Below are 19,700 nucleotides of genomic sequence, written 5' to 3' on the forward strand. Positions count from 1 at the left end.
TGTTTTGTGCTGCTTTTAGTTACTGCTTGTGAGCTGGATTGCTACTATTCTTGCTAGCTCTCTTGCTCCAGTAGCGACGCTTCAACAGCATGGCTAGCATGATCGGCTTGACTAATTGGCATTAACTCAGGCAGCTGAGTTAGGGAGTTCAAGCCAAAATACGCTAAAAACTCAGGTGTTGTGACATAAAGTGCTGGTCGACCTGGCACCTCTTTATAACCGTCAGTTTTTACCCAAGCGCGTTCAGTAAGTGTTTTTATTATATAACTACTTACCGCAACTCCGCGAATTTCTTCAATTTCTGCGCGCGTGATGGGTTGCTTATAGGCAATTACTGCTAGGGTCTCCATCATCGCCGGCGAGATTTTACTGGTTTTCTCTTTTTGGATCGACTGAATTAATGGTTTTACTGCAGTATTTGTTTGAAAACGATAACCGCCAGCCACCATTGCCAATTGAATACCGCGATGTTGATATGTATTAACTAGCTCTGCCAGCTCGTCTTTAATCGCTTTTAAAGTGAAGCCTCGCCCCGTTTGCTCTTGAATATAGCTGCGCAACTGCTTTGGCGTTAAGGGTTTTTCTGCGGCGAAAATCAAAGCTTCGAGCATGGCGCTGAGCTTAGTTGTATTGTTGTTGGTTGTATTATTGCTGGCTGGTGTGTCGATTTCAGTTGTCATTGGTTGTTATAAGTTAAGCTGTATTTAGTTGCACATAAAGCTGTTCAGCCACTATGTCGCAGCTAATTTTTTGTAGTTTTAATAATTCCAGTAGCGCCAGAAATGTTACCACTGCGCCTTGACGCCCTTCTTCAATGATCAGCAATTGCACCAAAGTCTTCGGCTCTACCGTTGACGCCAACACCGATAAAATGTGTGCCATTTTAACGTGAGTAGCAATCGCTTCCCGTTGCACGTGGTGATGCTCAAAATTGGCTTGGCTTTTTAGCACCCGCTGAAAAGCACTCACTAAGTCGGCGAGTGATACTTCATCAAACTTGGTTGGCTGTTCGTGTAGCTCGCCATAGCCTTTAATAAAGAAATCACGCTCTTCTCGCGGTAAATGCGAAAGCTCATAAGCGGCAGTTTTAATTTGCTGATATTCCTGCAAGCGTTTGACCAGTTCAGCACGCGGATCGTCTTCGTCTTCTTCCACTTCAATAGTAGGCAGCAGCAATTTGGATTTAATATGAGCGAGGGTTGCTGCCATCACTAAGTATTCGGCTGACAAATCCATTTGTTGCTGTTCCATTTGCTCAATATAACTAAAATACTGGGCGGTGATTGGCGCTATCGGCAAGTCGGCGATATCAAACTTTTGTTTTTTGATCAGGTACAGCAATAAATCAAGCGGCCCCTCGAATTCATCTAAACGAATTTCTAACGCCGCATCGGGAATATACAGATCTGAGGGTTTATCAACGAATGCTTCCCCCCTGATCATTGCAAGGGGTAATTCTTGCTGTTCCATATCGCCTATTACTTGTCTTACTTGTTTTACTTGGCAGCTAGCTTATGAAGAGAATGGCTCAGCATCGCCTTCGCCAACACGTAAGATTTCCACCTCACCTTCGGAGAAGTCGATAACCGTCGTTGGGTGTTCGCCCAAGTAACCCCCGTTAAGAATTAAATCGACGCGCTTTTCAAGAATATCGCGGATATGCTCTGGGTCGTATTCCGCCATCGCCTCACCCGGCATAATTAAGGTGGTCGACATTAACGGCTCACCCAATTCTTCCAAAAGGGCTTGTGCGATTGCGTTGTCTGGGATGCGGATACCGATGGTTTTCTTTTTCGGATTCATCAGGCGGCGCGGAACTTCTTTAGTCGCTTTGAAGATAAAGGTATAAGCGCCCGGCGTATTGTTTTTCATTAAACGAAATGCTGTGTTATCCACTTTCGCATATTCTGAAAGCTCAGATAAATCGCGACAAACTAAGGCAAAATCGTGATCCATATCGATATGGCGAATTTGGCAGATACGCTCTAACGCTTTTTTGTCCCCTAAGTGACAACCAAGTGCATAGCCTGAATCGGTCGGGTAAACCACGACGGCGCCCTCTTTGATCATGGCTGCCGCTTGCTTCATTAAACGCCCTTGCGGGTTTTCTGGGTGTACGTAAAAAAACTGACTCATAACAGGTACCTTAGTGTCACTCGCTGCGGTTACCAGTGAGCATTTATTTAGTTTATGTATTTAGTAAATGTGTTATTGGAATATGTTGCTTGAATGCATTAATTCACTAGCACTGAGCATATCCCGAGATTTAATGGCCAAATAACTGCCAAATCGGTTTGACTTGCTCCGGCATGATTAAATTGCGCCCTAAGTCGCTCCACTTACTCGGATAATGAAAATCTGAGCCAAGCGATGCATATAAATCATATTCTAGACAAAAGGTTAGCATAAGTCGCCTTTGGTCTGGATTCATTTGTGGTAGCACAATTTCCATACCGTCACCACCTGCCGCTTTAAAATCTAAAATCAGGCGACGTAACCATTTCGAGGTCATATCGTAACGCATAGGATGCGCCAACACTGCTACGCCGCCTGCTTGATGAATCACATCGACGGCTTTTGCAATATCGCACCACAATGGTTTTACAAAAGCGCGTTTTCCTTTGCCGATATACTTATCAAACGCTGATTGCATAGTGCTTACCTGCCCTTCGTTATGCAGTACACGGGCAAAGTGCGCACGGGTGATCGTCCCTTCACCGACCAGCGCCTTAGCTTTTTTCAGCATGTCAGGAAAGCCGCATTTGGCGAGTTTCTCACCCATTTGTAAGGCACGCGATTCACGGGCGTGTTGCTGCTCGCTGATCAAGGCTTGCAGCGCTTGGCTTTCTGGGTTTATGTTCAGGCCAACAATATGAATTTCAAAATTCTGCCACATCGTAGAGATTTCTATACCCGATACCAAGCTTAATGGCAGTGCTTGCTCACTAATATGCTGCTTTGCGACCTCAAGCCCTGCCACCGTATCGTGATCAGTAATGGCCAATACATCCAGTTGAAAGTTTACCGCTCGCTCCACTAGCTCCTGCGGTGATAACTTGCCATCGGAAAAGTTGGTGTGGGAATGTAAATCAAAGCGCAAAGGTTTGCTTGCTTTTTCAGCAGGTGCAGAGCTTTCTGGTGCAATTAATGACATAAAATAAAATCAGGTGTTGACATAAAAACAGAATTGATGTCTTCTATTAGGGCTTTTATTCTACGAGAATAAAGTGATTTTTCATAACTAAACACTTAGATAAGTAAAAATTAGTTAAACACAAATTAAAACGATTAAAAGAAATAAAGCAGCAAGCGATGACACAAGCACAACAATCATTACAAGCAATTTGGTGGTGGCATAATCCAACGTAGGTGGGTTGTGAGCTTTTGTGCATGATGTGAAAACTGTGTAACAAGAAAAGATTCCGAAAACCCGCCTACTGGCGGGTTTTCTCGTTTTAAGCAAGAAAAAATTTTAAACCTAAATTATTCAAAAGAAAGAAACTAAAACGCAAACAGCGTTAAAAGGAAAACAGCAATGTTAACAACCAAAGTAAAAAGTTGGTTTATTTGGTGGCTTCAGCCCATTTATGCCGGATGACAACTCAAAGTAAAATCACACATAGGATCAAATAAACCATGATTATTGTACTTAAGCCGCAAGCAACCGAAGCGGACGCAAACGAAATTCTCGATAAAATAGCCTCACTTGGGCTAAAACCTTTATACATGCCAGGCATTGAGCGCACGGTATTAGGCGCCCTTGGCGATGAACGCATTCTTAACCAACTTCATTTAGACGCCTACCCTATGGTGGATGAAGTCAAACCTGTCCTTAGCCCATACAAGCTCGTTAGCCGTGAACTACAAGCGCATGACTCAATTGTTTCCATCGGTGGAGTAAAAATTGGTGGTGGCAATTTTACTGTGATTGCAGGCCCTTGCTCGGTGGAATCAGAGCAGCAATTATTTAGCGTGGCAGAGATGATCAAAGGCCACGGCGTTCCCCTGCTTCGCGGCGGCGCGTTTAAACCGCGCACCAGCCCATACAGCTTCCAAGGGCTAGGTGAAGAAGGCTTAAAGCTGTTAAAAGCTGCCAAGCAAGCTTATGGCCTGCCAACCGTTTCAGAAATTATCGACCCAAGTGATGCCAAATTGATGGCAGATTACATTGATTGCTTCCAAATCGGCGCCCGTAATATGCAAAACTTCCGCTTACTAGAAGCCGTTGGTGCTGAGAAAAAACCGGTACTATTGAAACGCGGTATGAGCGCGACCATCGAAGAATTGCTATTGGCTGCTGAGTACATTATCAACGCAGGGAATCCGAATGTGATTTTATGCGAACGCGGTATTCGCACCTTTGAAACGGCCACTCGTAATACGCTTGATTTAAATGCCGTTGCCTTGTTGAAAGAAAAAACCCATTTACCAGTTCTAGTAGACCCATCACATGGCACTGGCGTAAAATCCCTGATTAATCCTTTATCGCGCGCTGCCGCGGCAGTTGGCGCTGACGGCATTATTGTTGAAGCCCATTTAAATCCGAAAGCAGCGCTTTCTGACGGGCATCAAGCATTAACCGCCGATGATTTTGCCAAGCTAATGGCCGATATTAAGCCCTTTGTGCAAGCCGCAGGCAAAAGCTTGTCAGCTTAAGATACGAATTACTGATTGAGAGACACGATGCAAACTACCCTCAATGCGACGCCCGGCGCGGTAAACACCTTATCAGGTGCCGCCGAATATCAACCAGATCCACTGGCGGTTTACCAGCAATTATGTGGTATTGATGCTGGTAACAAGCCACATACGGTACTGTTAGAATCTGCTGAAATTGATAAAAAGCATGCGCTAAAAAGCCTGTTAGTGACTGACGCGGCGGTTAAAGTTACCTGTCATGGTTTAACCGTTACCCTTGAGCCATTATCGCTCAATGGTGAATCGGCCATTGAATTTGTCAGTAATGAACTGGCGGCCTATGCCAAAGTGAGCAAACAAGCAGCGCATACATTAATTGAGTTTTCGCCTGTTGATGGCAACCTTGATGAATTAACTCGCTTAAAAGCCCATAATGCTTTTGATGCACTACGTGTGTTTAAGCAAATTAACAACACTACTCACCATGAATTAGCGGTGATGCTGGCAGGTTGTTTCGCGTTTGACTTGATGGCAGTGGCAGAAAAGCTACCTGAGGTTGATAACAGCCCAAATAGCTGCCCAGACTATGTGTTCTATCTCGCTGAAACCATTGTCGTGATTGACCATGAAAAGCGCTCAACTGAGCTGATTGGCAATGTGTTTTCAGGGCCAGAGCAGCAAAAGTGCTACTTTGAAATTAGCCGCCGTTTATCAGAAATTAAAGCGCAGCTATCGAGCGTGATTGTTGCTAAGCCGCTGCAAGAAAAACCGAATGCACAAGTGGCTGAAGTAAGCGTTGATATTTCAGACCAAGCCTTCTGCCACACGGTTGATGCACTGAAAGAACACGTGCGCGCCGGTGATATTTTCCAAGTAGTGCCGTCACGTACCTTTACCTTACCGTGCGAACAACCGATTGTTGCCTACAAGAAACTTAAAGCATCGAACCCAAGCCCTTACATGTTCTTCTTGCAAGACAAAGACTTTGCCATGTTTGGCGCTTCACCTGAGTCGGCACTGAAATATCAAACCAGCAATAACCAAGTAGAACTGTACCCAATTGCCGGTACACGCCCTCGCGGTTTTAATGCGGATGGCAGCTTGTCGCTTGATTTGGACAGCCGCATTGAATTAGAGCTGCGCCAAGATCAAAAAGAAATGGCCGAGCATATTATGCTAGTAGACTTAGCCCGTAACGACATTGCCCGTGTGGCAGCGCCCGGTTCGCGCTACGTCGCAGAGCTGTTAAAAGTCGATCGCTACTCGCATGTCATGCACCTAGTATCGCGTGTTTGCGGCCAATTAAAGCCGGAATTAGACGCCCTGCACGCTTACCAAGCTTGTATGAATATGGGTACGCTATCTGGCGCACCAAAAGTAAAAGCAACCGAGCTTATTCGCAAATTTGAAGGCAAGCGCCGTGGCAGTTACGGCGGTGCGGTTGGCTATATCACAGGCGAAGGTGAAATGGATACCTGTATTGTCATCCGCTCAGCCTTTGTGGAAAACGGCTTAGCCCATGTACAAGCTGGCGCTGGTGTGGTGTACGACTCAGACCCACAAGCGGAAGCCAACGAAACACGCCAAAAAGCACAAGCGGTGATTAACGCCATTAAAGCGGCTGAAATCTTGGCTGAAGTAGAAGCAGTAGGAGCCTGATTTTGAGTAGTACAGTGATAGGTACAATGACAAACACAATGACAAATTCAAATAGCCCTGCTCGACATATCGTAATGCTCGATAACCTAGATTCATTCACCTACAACCTAGTGGATGAATTCTACCAGTTAGGTTTTGAGCCAAAAGTATTTCGCAATACCCTATCTGCTGATTTTGTTATGTCGCAGCTCGAAGCCCTATCAGGTGATGTAATGTTAGTTTTATCACCGGGCCCGGGAGCGCCGCATCAAGCTGGTTGCTTAATGGAACTGATCAGCAAGGCAGCAGGCAAATACCCAATTCTTGGGATTTGTCTAGGGCACCAAGCCTTAATTGAACACTATGGCGGTACGGTTGGCCGCGCCCCAAGTATTGTGCACGGTAAATCATCGCCAGTTCATCACAATGGTGAAGGCGCGTTTGCGGGGATTAATAATCCATTACCTGTCGCCCGTTACCATTCATTGGTGGCAACCTCGATGCCGGATAACTTAACCGTGACCGCAACAACAGAAGAGCCGAATCAAAGTTTGGTGATGGCGATTGAACACAGCGATGATGCCGTGGTCGGCTTTCAATTTCACCCAGAGTCTGTGCTAACCACCTATGGTAGCAACTTATTGGCACAAGCCATTGAGCGCGTTTTCACCCTGTTTTCGTCATCTGAAAACGCTACCTCAATAGCTAATAGCAATAAATAAGCAAGGAATACGCAAATTATGTCAACTGTTCTCAATACGTTAATCGACCAAGAAGCCCTTAGCCAAGCACAATCGCAGGACTTCTTTGAGCAAATGATTCAAGGTGAAGTGGCACCAGAGCTGCTTGCTTCCGTGCTAACTGCATTAAAAATCAAAGGTGAAACACCTGCTGAAATTGCCGGAGCGGCACTGGCAGTAAGAAATAACGCTACCGCGTTTCCTGCGTTAGATTTTGAAGTGACTGACTGTGTTGGTACGGGTGGTGATGGCGCGAATACCATTAACATTTCGACTACAGCAGCTATTCTAGCGGCAGCGTGCGGTATTAAAATGGCAAAACACGGTAACCGCAGTGTGTCGTCAATGTCTGGCTCAGCGGATTTATTAGAAGCGCTTGGTGTGAACCTAACCATGTCGCCAGAAACCGCGGCGCAGTGCTTACGCGATGCAAACTTATGTTTCTTATATGCACCTGCTTATCATCCGGGCTTTAAACATGCTGCGCCCGTGCGTAAAGCCATGGGTGTTCGTACCCTGTTCAATATTTTAGGGCCGCTGGTAAACCCTGCTGCGCCAAGCACTATGTTGCTCGGCGTTTATACACCAGACTTGTTACCTGTGATGGCCGATGCGCTAGCCCTTACTGGCGTTAAGCGTGGCTGGGTAGTGCACGGCAGTGGTTTAGATGAAATTGCCCTGCATGGTTCAACCCAAATTATTGAAATTACACATGATGGTGAAAAGTGCGAGCAAGTCGCGAAAACTATCACTCCAGAAGATTTCGGCCTGCAAGAATACACCTTGGAAGATATCAAAGGCGGTACACCGCAAGAAAATGCTGAAGCAATTCAAGCCATATTAGCAGGTCAAGGTAAGCCAGCGCATAATGCCGCTGTGATCATCAATGCTGCCGCTGTGCTCTATCTGCACGGCAAAGCGGAAACCTTAGCAGGCGCCGCTTCACTAGCGGAAGATATGTTACTTTCTGGCCAAGCAGCTAAGACCTTAGCCGCGCTGGTTGAAATTTCTAATAAAGAGCCAAATAAAGACGGAGTGCCAAGCTAATGGGTTCTTCACCTACAAAAAATGTATTAGCAAAAATCGTTGAAGACAAAAAAATAGTGGTAGAAGCGTTGAAAAAATCGCTACCACTGGAAAGCTTTATCAATGATTTAGTGCCAACACAAAAAAGCCTGTACGACCGCTTAAGCGAGCCACAAGCAGGCTTTATTCTCGAATGTAAGAAAGCTTCACCGTCAAAAGGCTTAATTCGTCCTGACTTTGATGTTGAGGCAATTGCGACCATTTACGATAACTACGCAGCAGGTATTTCGGTATTAACCGACGAAAAATACTTCCAAGGTACCTTTGAGTACTTGCAACAAGTGACCGCAAAAGTAAAAGCGCCAGTGCTGAATAAAGACTTCTTTATCGACACTTACCAAGTTTACTTGGCACGTCACTATGGTGCCGATGCCATTTTATTAATGCTGAGTGTGTTAGACGATAATGAGTATCGCGAGCTGGCTGAGGTTGCACAAAAATACAATTTAGCGATCCTCACTGAAGTTTCAAACCAAGATGAGTTAGACCGCGCATTAGCGCTAGATGCCAAGCTAATTGGCATAAATAACCGCAACTTACGGGATCTTTCAACGGATATCGAACGTACGTTTGAATTCGCTCCACAAATTCCAGACGGTAAGTTAGTGATCTCTGAATCCGGTATCTACACCAACGAGGAAGTTCGCTATTTAGCACCAGCGGTAGATGGGTTTTTAGTTGGTAGTTCGATCATGGCGCAAGACGATGTTGACAAAGCGTGTCGCCAGTTAATTTTTGGCCAGCACAAAGTATGTGGCTTGACTGACGCAGCAACAGCAACGGCGGTCAAACAAGCTGGTGGTTTATACGGCGGATTGATTTTCGCAGAAAAATCGCCGCGCTATGTCACGCTAGCGCGAGCAGAGCAAATTGTAAAAGCCGAGTCTGGCTTAGATTATGTTGGCGTATTTGTTGATGCTGAAGCTCAGCAGGTCGCTGAGTTTGCCAACACACTAGGGCTTAGCGCTGTGCAACTTCATGGCAATGAGTCAGCCGACTACATTGAATCGTTATCACCACTTTTGCCAGCGGGCTGCCAAGTATGGAAAGCCAAAGCGGTTACCGAGCAAGTGCCACCGCTTGATTTAGACGTTAACGGCTGGGTATTAGATGGCAAATCGCCCGGCTCGGGTCAGCCATTTCCATGGCAAGCGTTAGCTGACACCGAACAAGCCTTATCAACTTGTTTATTGGCCGGTGGTATTGGCGTTGACAACATTGGCGACGCCATCAAGGTAACGAACAAACAGCAATTAAAAGGGTTAGATATCAACTCAGGTGTTGAAACCAGCCCAGGTAAAAAATCACCAGCAAAAATTAATCAGGTTTTTGCTGAAATTAGGAATTACTAACATGACAGACACAGTTTCTACGAACATAGAGTCTACAGATACCGCTGAAAAGCGCCTGTCACCCTACTTTGGTGACTTCGGTGGCATGTATGTCAGCGAACTTTTAGTCCCTGCCCTTGAGCAGCTAGAGCAAGCATTTATCGACTCACAAAAAGACGAAGACTTTCTAAACGAGTTTAACTCACTGCTACAGGAGTACGCAGGTCGCCCAACACCATTAACCCTATGTCGTAATTTGGTGAAAAACCCATTAGCGAAAGTCTACTTAAAGCGTGAAGACTTATTACACGGCGGTGCTCATAAAACGAACCAAGTGTTAGGCCAAGCACTGCTGGCAAAACGCATGGGTAAAACTGAGATCATCGCGGAAACGGGCGCAGGCCAACACGGCGTGGCTTCAGCAATCGCTTGTTCACTGCTGGGCTTAAAATGTCGCGTTTACATGGGTGCGAAAGACTGTGAACGCCAACAACCTAACGTGTTTCGTATGCGTTTAATGGGCGCGGAAGTTATTCCAGTAACCGCAGGCAGCGGCACACTGAAAGATGCGTGTAACGAAGCACTTCGCGACTGGTCAGCAAGTTATGAAGATGCCCACTACCTATTAGGTACGGCGGCTGGCCCTCACCCATTCCCAACCATAGTGCGTGAGTTCCAGAAAATGATTGGTGAAGAAGCAAAAGCGCAATTGTTGGCACAAGAAGGTCGTTTACCGGATTACGTAATTGCCTGTGTTGGTGGTGGCTCGAACGCCATTGGTATGTTTAACGACTTTATTAAAGAAGAAGGCGTTAAACTTATTGGTGTTGAAGCAGGTGGTAAAGGCGTTGAAACCCAGCACCATGGCGCTACTTTAACTGCGGGTACTAAAGGTATGCTGCACGGCAACTACACCTACATTATGCAAAATCAAGACGGCCAAATTGAAGAGTCTTACTCGGTTTCTGCCGGTCTAGATTACCCTGGTGTTGGCCCGCAACACGCCTTCTTAAAAGATACTGGCCGCGCTGAGTACGTTGCTATTAACGACGATGAAGCACTAGAAGCCTTCCAAGCGTTAGCACGTAATGAAGGTATTATTCCTGCACTTGAATCTTCTCATGCCCTTGGTCAAGCCTTAAAAATGGCTGAGCAAGTGACCGAAGAAACGATTTTCCTAGTAAACCTTTCAGGCCGAGGCGATAAGGACTTAGCGCACGTTCACACGATTTTATCACCAGAAACCGCTGAAGGAGGAGTAGCGTAATGACTAAAAGTATTAAAGCAGGTCAAGACCGCTACCAACAGATGTTCGATAGCTTAGCTGAGCAAAATGAAGGGGCATTTGTGCCGTTCGTGACGCTTGGCGACCCTGGAAAAGCGCAATCAATTAACGTGATTAAAGCGCTTATCGACGCTGGCGCCGATGCGCTAGAGCTTGGTATTCCGTTTTCAGACCCAAGTGCTGACGGTGTGGTTATTCAAATGGCTGGTATTCGCGCCCTTGCTGCGGGTATCACCACGGACGATTGCATTGATATTTTAAAAGAAATTCGCGCCTACGCACCGCAAGTGCCAATTGGCTTGCTGCTCTACGGCAACTTAGTATTCTCGCGTGGTATTTCACGTTTTTACGAAGAAATGAGCGATGCTGGTGTCGATTCTATTTTGATTGCCGATGTGCCAATTCGCGAAAGTGCGCCATTTAGAAAAGCCGCTCGCGACAATGGCATTGCGCCAATCTTTATTGCGCCGCCAAACGCAACGCAAGCAACGTTAAAAGAAGTGGCAGCATTTAGCCAAGGCTACACTTATGTACTAGGTCGCGCCGGTGTGACGGGCGCAGAAACTAAAGCGACGATGCCAGCGGATAATCTGATTAACAGCTTAACCGAATTTAACGCACCTCCACCGGTACTGGGATTTGGAATTTCAGCACCTGAGCAAGTGGCTGCGGCCATTGAATCAGGTGCAAAAGGTGCGATTAGTGGCTCTGCAACCGTAAAAATCATCGAGCAAAACCTCAATGATGAAGACAAGATGTTAGCTGAGCTAACGACATTTGTTTCTGCGATGAAAGCAGCAACTAAATAAGTCTAATCCACTTGTTCTGAACGCAAAAAAGAGGGCTTAATTGCCCTCTTTTTAATTCAGTTTATTTTACGACAACTTTTACGACAACGCTGTCATAAAAAATGACTCACTTTATCCTATTGGCAGTTACCGCTTTCCAGCAGTTTTTCCGCCAACGTTAAGAAAATTCTCGCTTGTCTTGCTTTTTCCGGGTTACCGGCATTTAAATCACGTGAACGCTGATTCATTTCTACCCGTAAATCACGACAGGATTCTGCGCTATTCGGCGCTTCCCTAAATGCTAATTGGTCTTGAGCTTGGGCTAAGTCTTGATCAGAAATAGCGGTACTGTTATCAGCTACTTGTTCGGGAAATTGTGCCGTGTCGGCTTTTGATGTGATACCAGGCTGAACAAAGATAAGTTTGGCGTTCGGATTGTTCGGCATATCTGAATAGTGCACGTTGCCGTCTTTATCCACCCAGCGATAAACTTCAGCAGATTGAAATGCTGCAACGCTTGCTGAAAGTGTCAAAAACATTAACACTAATAAACGGTTAGCCAAAACTTGCTCCTTGTTGTTCGCCATTTTGCTCAGTATAGCCCGAACATTGCTGTAAGCCAACTGTTCGAGCTTTGAGCAATTAATCACTGAAAAATTTCGTAAACCACTCAACCCTAGGTTTGTGGCTTTTGATCGGCAAATGTCATTGTGTAGCCTGTTGCAGAGCTTACATCATTGGTTAGAATCAAGTATTGCTCGGCTGAGTCTTCATCAAGCGTTAACGATTGAGTCGCTAATATCACATCACTACTATTAACTTGTGCAACCACGTAAACCTGATAGGTATTGTTCAATAACAGCATGCTTTCATTAGACGCATAGGCAATTGTGTCTTTGTACTCGGCAGTCTCAATAAGCTCGTCACTTCGCACAAAATAGACATTAACAGAGCCAAAATCCTCGTCATCAATCAAATTCACAATATTCACATTGTGCTGATAGATGCCTTGGTAGCTGCTGTTACTGACAACGAGCGAATTAATGGTTACGTCGATTTCATCGACAATGCCATCGCCATTTTCGTCAACATCGCCGTCACCGTCTTCGTCGACAAATTCTTCAGAGGCATAGAAGAAAACCGTTCTGTCAGCATTTTCAGTTAAGGTCACCAAATGGTTTTTAAGCAATTGCTCGCTTGAATCGGGTAAAGTCAGCGCAAAGCTGTAATCTCCATAGGCGGTTGCAATCGCATCACTAAACTGACCAATAGCCAAACTCTCAATTGTCGCCTCTTGGTCAGCGGTATCCATAAACAAATCAAATTCGCCCTGATAAATTGCCAACTGCTCTGTTAATTGGATCGCGTTATAAGCGCGAAAACGGGCAGTTGAGCCAAGTTGTTGGTACTCAGTAGCATTGCTACTAGAGATCACATCGATAACAAAAGGCGTGCTATCAACACCTAAGTTTTCACGTACCGCTAACACATACTGAGAAGTGTATTGAAATGGCACCTCTTCCGACTGGAATAATACTTCATCACCACCATTTTCGGTGATATAGAAAGTGTAATCGTCTTGAGCTAGTTTGTGATTGATCGTCAGCTCTGTATAGGCAGTGCTATCAAGCAGCTCAGCTTCATTAAAGGTTTCGCTACTTTTCGACACGTATACATCTAGATTGTCAAAATTTGCATGTAGGTTTAGCACGCGAAGGTTGAATAAGTCGTCAGTGCTATCGTCTTCATCATCAACAATAGGAATGTTGTAGCTTAGAATACTTGGAGCCGTTATATCTCCTGCTAACACTAAGAAATTAATCATATTGCTTTCTATCGCGATTTCTTGCTCATAAATAATGGTCAAATCATCATGGTCATTACTATCTTCACTTTGCCAACCTAAATCGACAAAAAAGCTATCTGTGGGCAATTCGTTTCGACTACTGACATTGGTAAAATCTACCGCTGTGTAAGTACGTTCTATTTCATCATCGCTGTCTTCTTCAGGATCTTCATCAACCGTCATGTAGATAGCTGGCGCGTTTGCTGATGCATTGTAAAGCTGGATGTAGCCTATGTCTGAGCTATCATCAGAGCTTGAACCACAAGCACTGAGCAAGAATAAACAGGAGAGAATTGATAAGCCTGAACGGGCTTTAACAAGTTGAGGTGTTGGCAAAAAACTGGAAAGCATAAATCATCCTTTTGTCGTTATTAATACGCAGTTAGCACAAGCGAATATTCGCTGTTAAATGCGCTTAATAGAGTGAGAGGATTTAGCTTAGTTCCAGAGGTTTGCCCTACTTTACATAGCTTTACGCTTCTTTACGTCACTGCTAAATTACACTTATAAAAACTCTCTATAGGAAACTCGAATGCCGCATTTTGTGATTGAATGCTCGAAAAACATTACTGAACTTGTTGAGGAAACTGAGTTAAACCTGGCTGTTCATCAAGTTGCTGTCGCTAGTGAGCTATTTACGTTAGGTGACATTAAGGTGAGAACCAACAGCTACAGCACATATTTAGTTGGCGGCACCGAAACAGGGAGCTTTATTCATGTTTTCGCCAACATCATGCAAGGTCGAACGGTCGAGCAGAAAGCGGCGCTGTCAAAAGCGGTGGTAGAGCGCCTCACTGAACTGTTGCCCAGTGTTTCTAACATTGCCATGAATGTTAATGATTTTGAGAAGGCGAGCTATTGCAATAAAGCTATGCTTTAATTGTTTTGCGACACGACGAAAAAAATTACTAGAAAAACACAATTAGAAAAACAACAAGGATCAAAAGGATGACACATCAATACAGCACTTCAATAAAAAAATTAATCAGCGTTAGCCTGTTAGCACTATTTGTTTCGGCCTGTGCACCTGAAGTCGGCAGCGAAAAATGGTGCAAACAAATGAGCGAAAAGCCTAAAGGCGATTGGACCGCAACTGAAGCAAAAGACTACGCCAAGCATTGCGTGTTTAATTAACCTTTCTAATAACAAATGGAAGTACACTAGCTTTAGCCACCATTTAGTTAAAGTTAGTGTTAATAACCCCCTACTAATCAAGCGATTCCAACCGCCACTTTCATTGAATTTTTCGCCTTTTTATTGCGCTAAAACAAAGAAAAAATCCTTGCTCACTCATTTGCCGTGTTTGCGTTAGTAAATTCTGCGACATATTGTCGCACTTGCCACTTTTCCTTTGCTAACAGCAGTTTAGCTAAAGACAATAAGATTAAATTATTCATCTACTTTATACCAATTTGATTAATTATTTAGTCTCTCAGAATGGCATAAGCAGTATTAGAACAAACGAAATTTATGACGATATAATTGTTCTACATCAAGTGAATTTTGTGCAGTTATCATGCTGCTTATGCATTCCCAAGGGCGAGTTTTAAAGGCTCATATACTGCGTTATGCCGTTTGACAAGGGAGTAACCATTCTCTACACGCCAAGCCTTGTCTATGAGCCTTTAAATTCTCGCTGAGTGATCAAATAATTATTCAATTTGGTATTAATTAAATTGAGCTAACCTCGTTATGTCATGCTGCAATAAAAATTCTTGTGCTCTTTACAACAAACCTGTCAACCCAATTACCAAATCAATCATGCTTGCTGGTTTAATGCTAGCCACCAATTCGATCGTAGCTTATGCCGACGATAATATTGAAAAAATTAACGCACTGGAAGTGATCACCATTAGCCATCAACGTCATGGCTTAGAGGAGCATTCAGCGATTGCAAAAGGCAGTACCAGCGTGCCTGATTTAGCGAACTGGCTAGCTTCCGTGCCCGGTGCCAATATCAATCGCAATGGTCCAGTCACGGGAATTGCCCAATATCGTGGGTTATTTGGTGATCGCGTTGCCACCACGATTGACGCTCATCCGATCATAGGCGCAGGCCCAAATGCCATGGATACGCCACTCAGTTACTCAACACCGCTAATAGTTGACGCACTAACCGTTTACCGCGGCGTCGCCCCTGTTTCTGCGGCAATTGATACGCTTGGCGGGGCAGTGCAAGTAAAAATGCGTAAAGCGGAAGTAAGCCAAGAGCAAAAATTGACTATAGCTGGCGATTTACAACTGGGTTATCGCAGTAATAATGACGCAGAAACTGGCGCTGGCGTTATTAACCTTAGCCAAGGCGATTGGGGCGCCATGGTATTTGCTAATGTGCAGCAAGCGGACGATATGGAAACCGGTGATGGCAAAGACATTAGCCCGACTGAGTTTCAAAAGCGTCAGTTTGGTGGGGATTTTCGTTTTGATAATGGTAATAAAAATATCGGCCTCACCTATCACTACTTAGATACGCAAGATTCAGGCACGCCCGCGCTACCGATGGATATTGAATATATTTTTAGCCATCGTGTTAGCCTAGACGGCGGCTTTAGCTTGGCGAATTGGCAAATAAACTGGCAGTTAGGTTATTTAGATGCCGATCACAAGATGACCAATTTCTTGCTGAGGCAAAACAACAACCCAATGCGTCATCGTCGCAATCACGCTGAATCTGAAACGATTGACGTTAAGTTAAGCGCCGAGCAAGCCTTTAGTTTTGGCGACCTCACCTTAGGTATTGATGGCTATTTTGCTGAGCATGATTCATTTATTTCTAATCCCAACAATGCCATGTTCTTTGTCAATAACTTTAATCAAGTGGAAGATAATCGCTATGGCCTATTCGCCGAATTAGTGACAAAGCTTGCTAACAGTGAGATTAGCTATGGATTGCGCCTAAAACGTGCAGAGGCTGATGCGGGTAATGTCTCAACATCGATGGCGTCTATGCCAACAACAATGCCAATGCCAGCCATGCTATTAAATCGCTTCAACAATGCAGATCGCAGTGTCAGCGAAACCGATATCGACCTAGCGATTAATAGCGAAACAAGGCTCACTGACAACTTATCACTTTCAGCAGGCGTTGGCGTAAAAACGCGTGCCCCCTCATACCAAGAGCGCTTCTTATGGCTGCCAATGGAAGCAACAGCAGGCTTAGCAGATGGCCGCACTTATATTGGCAATATCAATCTCGATTCAGAGCAAGCTTACCAGCTAGATTTAGGCGTTAACTACCTTGATCAAAAACTCTCGATTAGCCCTCATATCTTTTATCAGCGTATTGATAACTATATTCAAGGCACGCCGTTACCGATAAGTGAAATGGCCGCGCGTATGGTGGCACAGATGATGGCAGGCGATTCAAATCCGCTGCAGTTGACCAATGTGGATGCTAAGTTGTATGGGGCAGATATCAATTGGCAATACAAGTTTAATGAACATTGGCAAATATCAGGCATTGCCAGCTATGTGCGAGGCGAGCGCCGTGATATTGATGACGAACTTTATCGCATTGCGCCGCTCAATGGCCAAGTGACTCTCAGTTACCAAGACACTGACTTTGCCACTAACCTAACATTGGTCGCGGTTGCCAGCCAAAATAAGGTATCTAACACTAACCTAGAGCAAACCAGCTCAGGCTATGGCTTAGTCAATCTAGACGCTCAGTATTTCGTTAACACGTCACTGACCCTTAAAGCAGGAATTGATAATGTATTAGATAAAGATTATCGCAGTCATTTAAGTGGTTATAACCGAGTGCAAGGGAGTGATATTCCGGTGGGTCAACGGGTACCTGGAGAAGGTGTGAGTGCTTGGTTAGAAGCGAGTTACTCGTTCTAAACTTACGTTAACAACCTTATTAATTAGCTCAGGCTGAACCAACTCAATTGATTCAGCAGAGCTAATTTCTTTTTAGTATTTTAATATCTCTTTCAAGCCAATGTCTTAATTGAGCCTACATCCGCGCGGACAATCGTAAACATAAACAAAAATCTTTGCCATATCACTCAACTGATTTAAGCTAAGTTTTCTTGTCTAAAAAATAACAACGAAAACAATTGGCTTAACCCATGGCAAACAACACAATAGACACTTCTTTAGCTGAAAACACTCTGGCTGAAAAATCTATCACTAAAAACAAAGCTGAAAACAAACAAGCCGTTGATCCACGTAAACTTAGTGGCTTAGAGCTGCTTACCGCTTTAACTAACCAGCAAGTGCCGCCACCTAGCATTGCCGATACGATGGGCGTTTACTTAGTTGAAGTGCGCGAGGGCTATGTAAAATTTGAAGCAACAGCCTCAGCACAGCATTTAAATCCGATGGGCGGCGTACATGGCGGCTTTGCCTGCACTGCACTTGATTCTGCCACTGGCTGCGCGGTTCATACCATGCTCAAGCCGGGGGAAGGATATGGCACTATCGATATTAACGTAAAAATGATGCGCCCTATTCCAGTGGGTAAAACCCTTTACGCGGAAAGTCAGGTCATCAATATGTCAAAATCACTGGGTGTGTCAGAAGGCAAGTTAGTAGATGATGAGGGTAAGATCTATGCATATGCTTCTTGTACCTGCAAAATCATTCGGTAGCTCAATTGCTGCTGCCACCTAACGGCATTATCAAAATTATTTTTCCTAACGAGTATCATGAGTATTCAAGTTCACACCCGTATCGCTAATCATACTGCGACGATTGCCTTTACCAGCCATGAGCACCACTTTATGACCCTTGAGCTGTTAGAAGCCATTCAAGCAGCTTTCTCGAAACTAGCGCGTGACCCGCAAGTGCGCGTGATCATTTTGACGAACTCATCGCCCGGCTATTTTATTACTCATTACTCGCTGGATGAAATCAATCAGCACATGCAGCAAGTGAGAAAAATCAAAGCACTAACCGGCCCCTTGTTCCCTTTATCCGTTCGTCTAGTCATGGCAATGTCAAAAGCCATCGTACGCCTTGATCGCTTTTCCTCTTTGCGAAATGTTATTAACCTCGCTGCAAAACATAACTTTATTGAAACAACACTGACTTATGCGCGGGTGAATCGCTTTTTACAGCAAGTAAGAAATAGTCAAAAACCGGTAATTGCGGCAATAGGTGGCAACGCCCAAGGCTTTGGTATGGAGCTAGCAATGGCCTGTGATTTTCGCGTGATGGCAAGAGGTGATTACTACCTTGGCCAAATTGAATCACTCATCGGCCTAATGCCAGGCTCAGGAGGCATGCATAGTCTTGCAAGACTAATAGGTGAAGCCAAAGCAATTGAATTAAGTATGTTAGGTAACCGTTTAACCGCCGACGAGGCCAAACAGTTAGGGCTTATCTATCAAGCAGTTGACGAAGCTGATTTAGCTGAGGCGAGTGGTCAACTTGCCGAAAAACTCGCAAGAAAATCGCAACTATCGCTTAGCTATATCAAGCAAGGTATTCACAAAGGGCATGTTCAAAGCTTTAGCCAAGCGCTAGCACAAGATGAAGTCGCTTTTGTTGATACCGCCAGCACTGACCAAGCAACAAAGGCTTATCAACGCCAGCAAGCTAGCCTAGTTGAGGGTAAGACAACAAATGCAGCGTTTGACCTTCAAGAAGTTAGAGATATTAACGAGGAGTAACTAACCTATGGCGTCTTTGCCCGTTCAAACTCCATTTGCCGAGCGGTGCGTGCAGCCAACTCAACTCCATCGAAATCAGCACTTTTGCTTTGCAGCACAAGCTCAATCAGTCGAAAGCTCATATCAATGCCAGCGGAAATACCTGCTGAGGTGAGGATATTACCTTGCTCGACCCAGCGCACATTTTCTTGCACGGTTAGGCAGGGAAATAAGGCGCTCAACTCACTAATATCTTGCCAATGAGTCGTTACTTGATGGTTAGTAATCACCTGAGCTTGTGCCAGTAAAAAAGCGCCTGTGCAGACCGAGGCAGTGAACTTTACTAGCTTGTGTTGGTGTGCAATCCAATCAATCACATTCTGCTTTTGCATTTCGTCGTTATGAACACCGCCGACAACAATCAGAATATCTAGCTTAGGATGATTATCAATACTGTATTGGCTCATCACTTTATAACCAGCGCGAGCCGTTACCAAACTGCCCTGTTCACTGATTAAAAAGGTATTAAATACTGGCTTGTCGCTAATGCGCTCTGCTGTAGTAAAGACTTCGAACGGGCCAGTAAAGTCCAGTACTTCCGCGTTATCATAAATATAAATACCGACATTTATTGCCATTGTCTAATACCCTCTCAAAACCTAATTCGCTCGATAAACTAAGCGCCTACAATGTAATCCCTGTCTCTTGTCTCAACGTAGCTTCAAAGTGACCTCAACGCAGCCAAAACATA

The 19,700-nt window shown here is 44.7% G+C and carries 19 protein-coding genes; 12 read left to right on the forward strand and 7 right to left on the reverse strand.

The features are described from left to right. Nucleotides 1-53: 53 nt before the first annotated feature. From scpB to rnm, 4 genes are all read right to left on the reverse strand, one after another. Nucleotides 54-680, reverse strand: coding sequence for an SMC-Scp complex subunit ScpB (gene scpB, locus ACSLUR_RS10985; protein ID WP_448554501.1), 627 nt, complete (start codon nucleotides 678-680; stop codon nucleotides 54-56). A 13-nt stretch (nucleotides 681-693) separates the two neighbouring features. Beyond that, nucleotides 694-1,470: a segregation and condensation protein A gene (locus ACSLUR_RS10990; protein WP_448554503.1), complete on the reverse strand. Its 777-nt coding sequence runs from the start codon at nucleotides 1,468-1,470 to the stop codon at nucleotides 694-696. A 42-nt stretch (nucleotides 1,471-1,512) separates the two neighbouring features. Next, a complete protein-coding gene (locus ACSLUR_RS10995) occupies nucleotides 1,513-2,136 on the reverse strand; it encodes an L-threonylcarbamoyladenylate synthase (RefSeq protein ID WP_116000734.1) in 624 nt (207 codons plus the stop codon). Between the two features lie 130 nt (nucleotides 2,137-2,266). After that, on the reverse strand, nucleotides 2,267-3,154 hold the full coding sequence (rnm, locus tag ACSLUR_RS11000) for an RNase RNM (protein ID WP_448554505.1): 888 nt from the start codon (nucleotides 3,152-3,154) through the stop codon (nucleotides 2,267-2,269). A 482-nt stretch (nucleotides 3,155-3,636) separates the two neighbouring features. Here rnm and aroF point away from each other — a divergent pair, with 482 nt between their 5' ends. The 7 genes from aroF to trpA are packed head-to-tail and all read left to right on the forward strand — an operon-like array spanning nucleotide 3,637 to nucleotide 11,527. After that, nucleotides 3,637-4,656, forward strand: coding sequence for a 3-deoxy-7-phosphoheptulonate synthase (gene aroF / locus ACSLUR_RS11005; protein WP_448554507.1), 1,020 nt, complete (start codon nucleotides 3,637-3,639; stop codon nucleotides 4,654-4,656). A 27-nt stretch (nucleotides 4,657-4,683) separates the two neighbouring features. Next, a complete protein-coding gene (locus ACSLUR_RS11010) occupies nucleotides 4,684-6,297 on the forward strand; it encodes an anthranilate synthase component 1 (RefSeq protein ID WP_448554509.1) in 1,614 nt (537 codons plus the stop codon). Nucleotides 6,298-6,335: 38 nt separating this feature from the next. Then, nucleotides 6,336-6,998, forward strand: a complete 663-nt coding sequence (locus ACSLUR_RS11015) for an aminodeoxychorismate/anthranilate synthase component II (RefSeq protein ID WP_448554511.1) — start codon at nucleotides 6,336-6,338, stop codon at nucleotides 6,996-6,998. 18 nt (nucleotides 6,999-7,016) lie between these two features. After that, nucleotides 7,017-8,063, forward strand: a complete 1,047-nt coding sequence (gene trpD, locus ACSLUR_RS11020) for an anthranilate phosphoribosyltransferase (protein ID WP_448554513.1) — start codon at nucleotides 7,017-7,019, stop codon at nucleotides 8,061-8,063. Continuing rightward, the gene (gene trpCF / locus ACSLUR_RS11025) at nucleotides 8,063-9,454 is read left to right on the forward strand and encodes a bifunctional indole-3-glycerol-phosphate synthase TrpC/phosphoribosylanthranilate isomerase TrpF (RefSeq protein WP_448554515.1); all 1,392 of its coding nucleotides are present in this window, start codon (nucleotides 8,063-8,065) and stop codon (nucleotides 9,452-9,454) included. The genes trpD and trpCF overlap by 1 nt, the downstream gene beginning before the upstream one ends. Before the next feature lies 1 nt (nucleotide 9,455). After that, complete coding sequence (gene trpB, locus ACSLUR_RS11030; protein WP_448554517.1) at nucleotides 9,456-10,700, forward strand: tryptophan synthase subunit beta; 1,245 nt, start codon at nucleotides 9,456-9,458, stop codon at nucleotides 10,698-10,700. After that, complete coding sequence (trpA, locus tag ACSLUR_RS11035; RefSeq protein ID WP_448554519.1) at nucleotides 10,700-11,527, forward strand: tryptophan synthase subunit alpha; 828 nt, start codon at nucleotides 10,700-10,702, stop codon at nucleotides 11,525-11,527. Before trpB ends, trpA begins: the two co-directional genes overlap by 1 nt. Before the next feature lie 116 nt (nucleotides 11,528-11,643). Here trpA and ACSLUR_RS11040 read toward each other — a convergent pair whose 3' ends face one another. Both ACSLUR_RS11040 and ACSLUR_RS11045 read right to left on the reverse strand, forming a co-directional pair. After that, on the reverse strand, nucleotides 11,644-12,069 hold the full coding sequence (locus tag ACSLUR_RS11040; protein WP_448554521.1) for a DUF4124 domain-containing protein: 426 nt from the start codon (nucleotides 12,067-12,069) through the stop codon (nucleotides 11,644-11,646). Nucleotides 12,070-12,182: 113 nt separating this feature from the next. Beyond that, on the reverse strand, nucleotides 12,183-13,703 hold the full coding sequence (locus ACSLUR_RS11045; protein WP_448554523.1) for a hypothetical protein: 1,521 nt from the start codon (nucleotides 13,701-13,703) through the stop codon (nucleotides 12,183-12,185). Nucleotides 13,704-13,884: 181 nt separating this feature from the next. Between ACSLUR_RS11045 and ACSLUR_RS11050 the strand changes: the two genes are divergently transcribed. The 5 genes from ACSLUR_RS11050 (at nucleotide 13,885) to ACSLUR_RS11070 (ending at nucleotide 18,970) form a co-directional block, all read left to right on the forward strand. Continuing rightward, complete coding sequence (locus ACSLUR_RS11050; RefSeq protein WP_448554525.1) at nucleotides 13,885-14,232, forward strand: 5-carboxymethyl-2-hydroxymuconate Delta-isomerase; 348 nt, start codon at nucleotides 13,885-13,887, stop codon at nucleotides 14,230-14,232. Between the two features lie 68 nt (nucleotides 14,233-14,300). Next, entirely contained in the window at nucleotides 14,301-14,486 is a 186-nt protein-coding gene (locus tag ACSLUR_RS11055) for a DUF3012 domain-containing protein (protein WP_116018012.1), read from the forward strand. Between the two features lie 642 nt (nucleotides 14,487-15,128). Continuing rightward, nucleotides 15,129-17,195 carry a TonB-dependent receptor gene (locus tag ACSLUR_RS11060; RefSeq protein ID WP_448554527.1) on the forward strand — a complete coding sequence of 689 codons (2,067 nt, stop codon included), beginning with the start codon at nucleotides 15,129-15,131 and terminating at the stop codon, nucleotides 17,193-17,195. Between the two features lie 230 nt (nucleotides 17,196-17,425). Continuing rightward, nucleotides 17,426-17,947, forward strand: coding sequence for a PaaI family thioesterase (locus ACSLUR_RS11065; protein WP_448554529.1), 522 nt, complete (start codon nucleotides 17,426-17,428; stop codon nucleotides 17,945-17,947). A 57-nt stretch (nucleotides 17,948-18,004) separates the two neighbouring features. After that, nucleotides 18,005-18,970 (forward strand): enoyl-CoA hydratase/isomerase family protein, encoded by a 966-nt coding sequence (locus ACSLUR_RS11070; protein ID WP_448554531.1) that lies wholly within the window; start codon nucleotides 18,005-18,007, stop codon nucleotides 18,968-18,970. Nucleotides 18,971-18,975: 5 nt separating this feature from the next. Here the strand turns inward: ACSLUR_RS11070 and ACSLUR_RS11075 are convergent, their stop codons facing one another. Continuing rightward, nucleotides 18,976-19,587 carry a DJ-1/PfpI family protein gene (locus tag ACSLUR_RS11075; RefSeq protein WP_448554533.1) on the reverse strand — a complete coding sequence of 204 codons (612 nt, stop codon included), beginning with the start codon at nucleotides 19,585-19,587 and terminating at the stop codon, nucleotides 18,976-18,978. Nucleotides 19,588-19,700 lie beyond the last annotated feature (113 nt).

This window comes from Thalassotalea montiporae (assembly GCF_053485855.1).

What these genes read in the sequence shown, in the direction of transcription:
- ACSLUR_RS11065 (WP_448554529.1), top strand. Translation starts at nt 17,426, where the DNA reads ATGGCAAACAACACAATAGACACTTCTTTAGCTGAAAACACTCTGGCT.
- ACSLUR_RS11010 (WP_448554509.1), top strand. Translation starts at nt 4,684, where the DNA reads ATGCAAACTACCCTCAATGCGACGCCCGGCGCGGTAAACACCTTATCA.
- trpD (WP_448554513.1), top strand. Translation starts at nt 7,017, where the DNA reads ATGTCAACTGTTCTCAATACGTTAATCGACCAAGAAGCCCTTAGCCAA.
- trpB (WP_448554517.1), top strand. Translation starts at nt 9,456, where the DNA reads ATGACAGACACAGTTTCTACGAACATAGAGTCTACAGATACCGCTGAA.
- aroF (WP_448554507.1), top strand. Translation starts at nt 3,637, where the DNA reads ATGATTATTGTACTTAAGCCGCAAGCAACCGAAGCGGACGCAAACGAA.
- trpA (WP_448554519.1), top strand. Translation starts at nt 10,700, where the DNA reads ATGACTAAAAGTATTAAAGCAGGTCAAGACCGCTACCAACAGATGTTC.
- ACSLUR_RS11015 (WP_448554511.1), top strand. Translation starts at nt 6,336, where the DNA reads ATGACAAATTCAAATAGCCCTGCTCGACATATCGTAATGCTCGATAAC.
- rnm (WP_448554505.1), bottom strand. Translation starts at nt 3,154, where the DNA reads ATGTCATTAATTGCACCAGAAAGCTCTGCACCTGCTGAAAAAGCAAGC.
- scpB (WP_448554501.1), bottom strand. Translation starts at nt 680, where the DNA reads ATGACAACTGAAATCGACACACCAGCCAGCAATAATACAACCAACAAC.
- trpCF (WP_448554515.1), top strand. Translation starts at nt 8,063, where the DNA reads ATGGGTTCTTCACCTACAAAAAATGTATTAGCAAAAATCGTTGAAGAC.
- ACSLUR_RS10995 (WP_116000734.1), bottom strand. Translation starts at nt 2,136, where the DNA reads ATGAGTCAGTTTTTTTACGTACACCCAGAAAACCCGCAAGGGCGTTTA.
- ACSLUR_RS10990 (WP_448554503.1), bottom strand. Translation starts at nt 1,470, where the DNA reads ATGGAACAGCAAGAATTACCCCTTGCAATGATCAGGGGGGAAGCATTC.
- ACSLUR_RS11045 (WP_448554523.1), bottom strand. Translation starts at nt 13,703, where the DNA reads ATGCTTTCCAGTTTTTTGCCAACACCTCAACTTGTTAAAGCCCGTTCA.
- ACSLUR_RS11070 (WP_448554531.1), top strand. Translation starts at nt 18,005, where the DNA reads ATGAGTATTCAAGTTCACACCCGTATCGCTAATCATACTGCGACGATT.
- ACSLUR_RS11050 (WP_448554525.1), top strand. Translation starts at nt 13,885, where the DNA reads ATGCCGCATTTTGTGATTGAATGCTCGAAAAACATTACTGAACTTGTT.
- ACSLUR_RS11060 (WP_448554527.1), top strand. Translation starts at nt 15,129, where the DNA reads ATGCTAGCCACCAATTCGATCGTAGCTTATGCCGACGATAATATTGAA.
- ACSLUR_RS11055 (WP_116018012.1), top strand. Translation starts at nt 14,301, where the DNA reads ATGACACATCAATACAGCACTTCAATAAAAAAATTAATCAGCGTTAGC.
- ACSLUR_RS11075 (WP_448554533.1), bottom strand. Translation starts at nt 19,587, where the DNA reads ATGGCAATAAATGTCGGTATTTATATTTATGATAACGCGGAAGTACTG.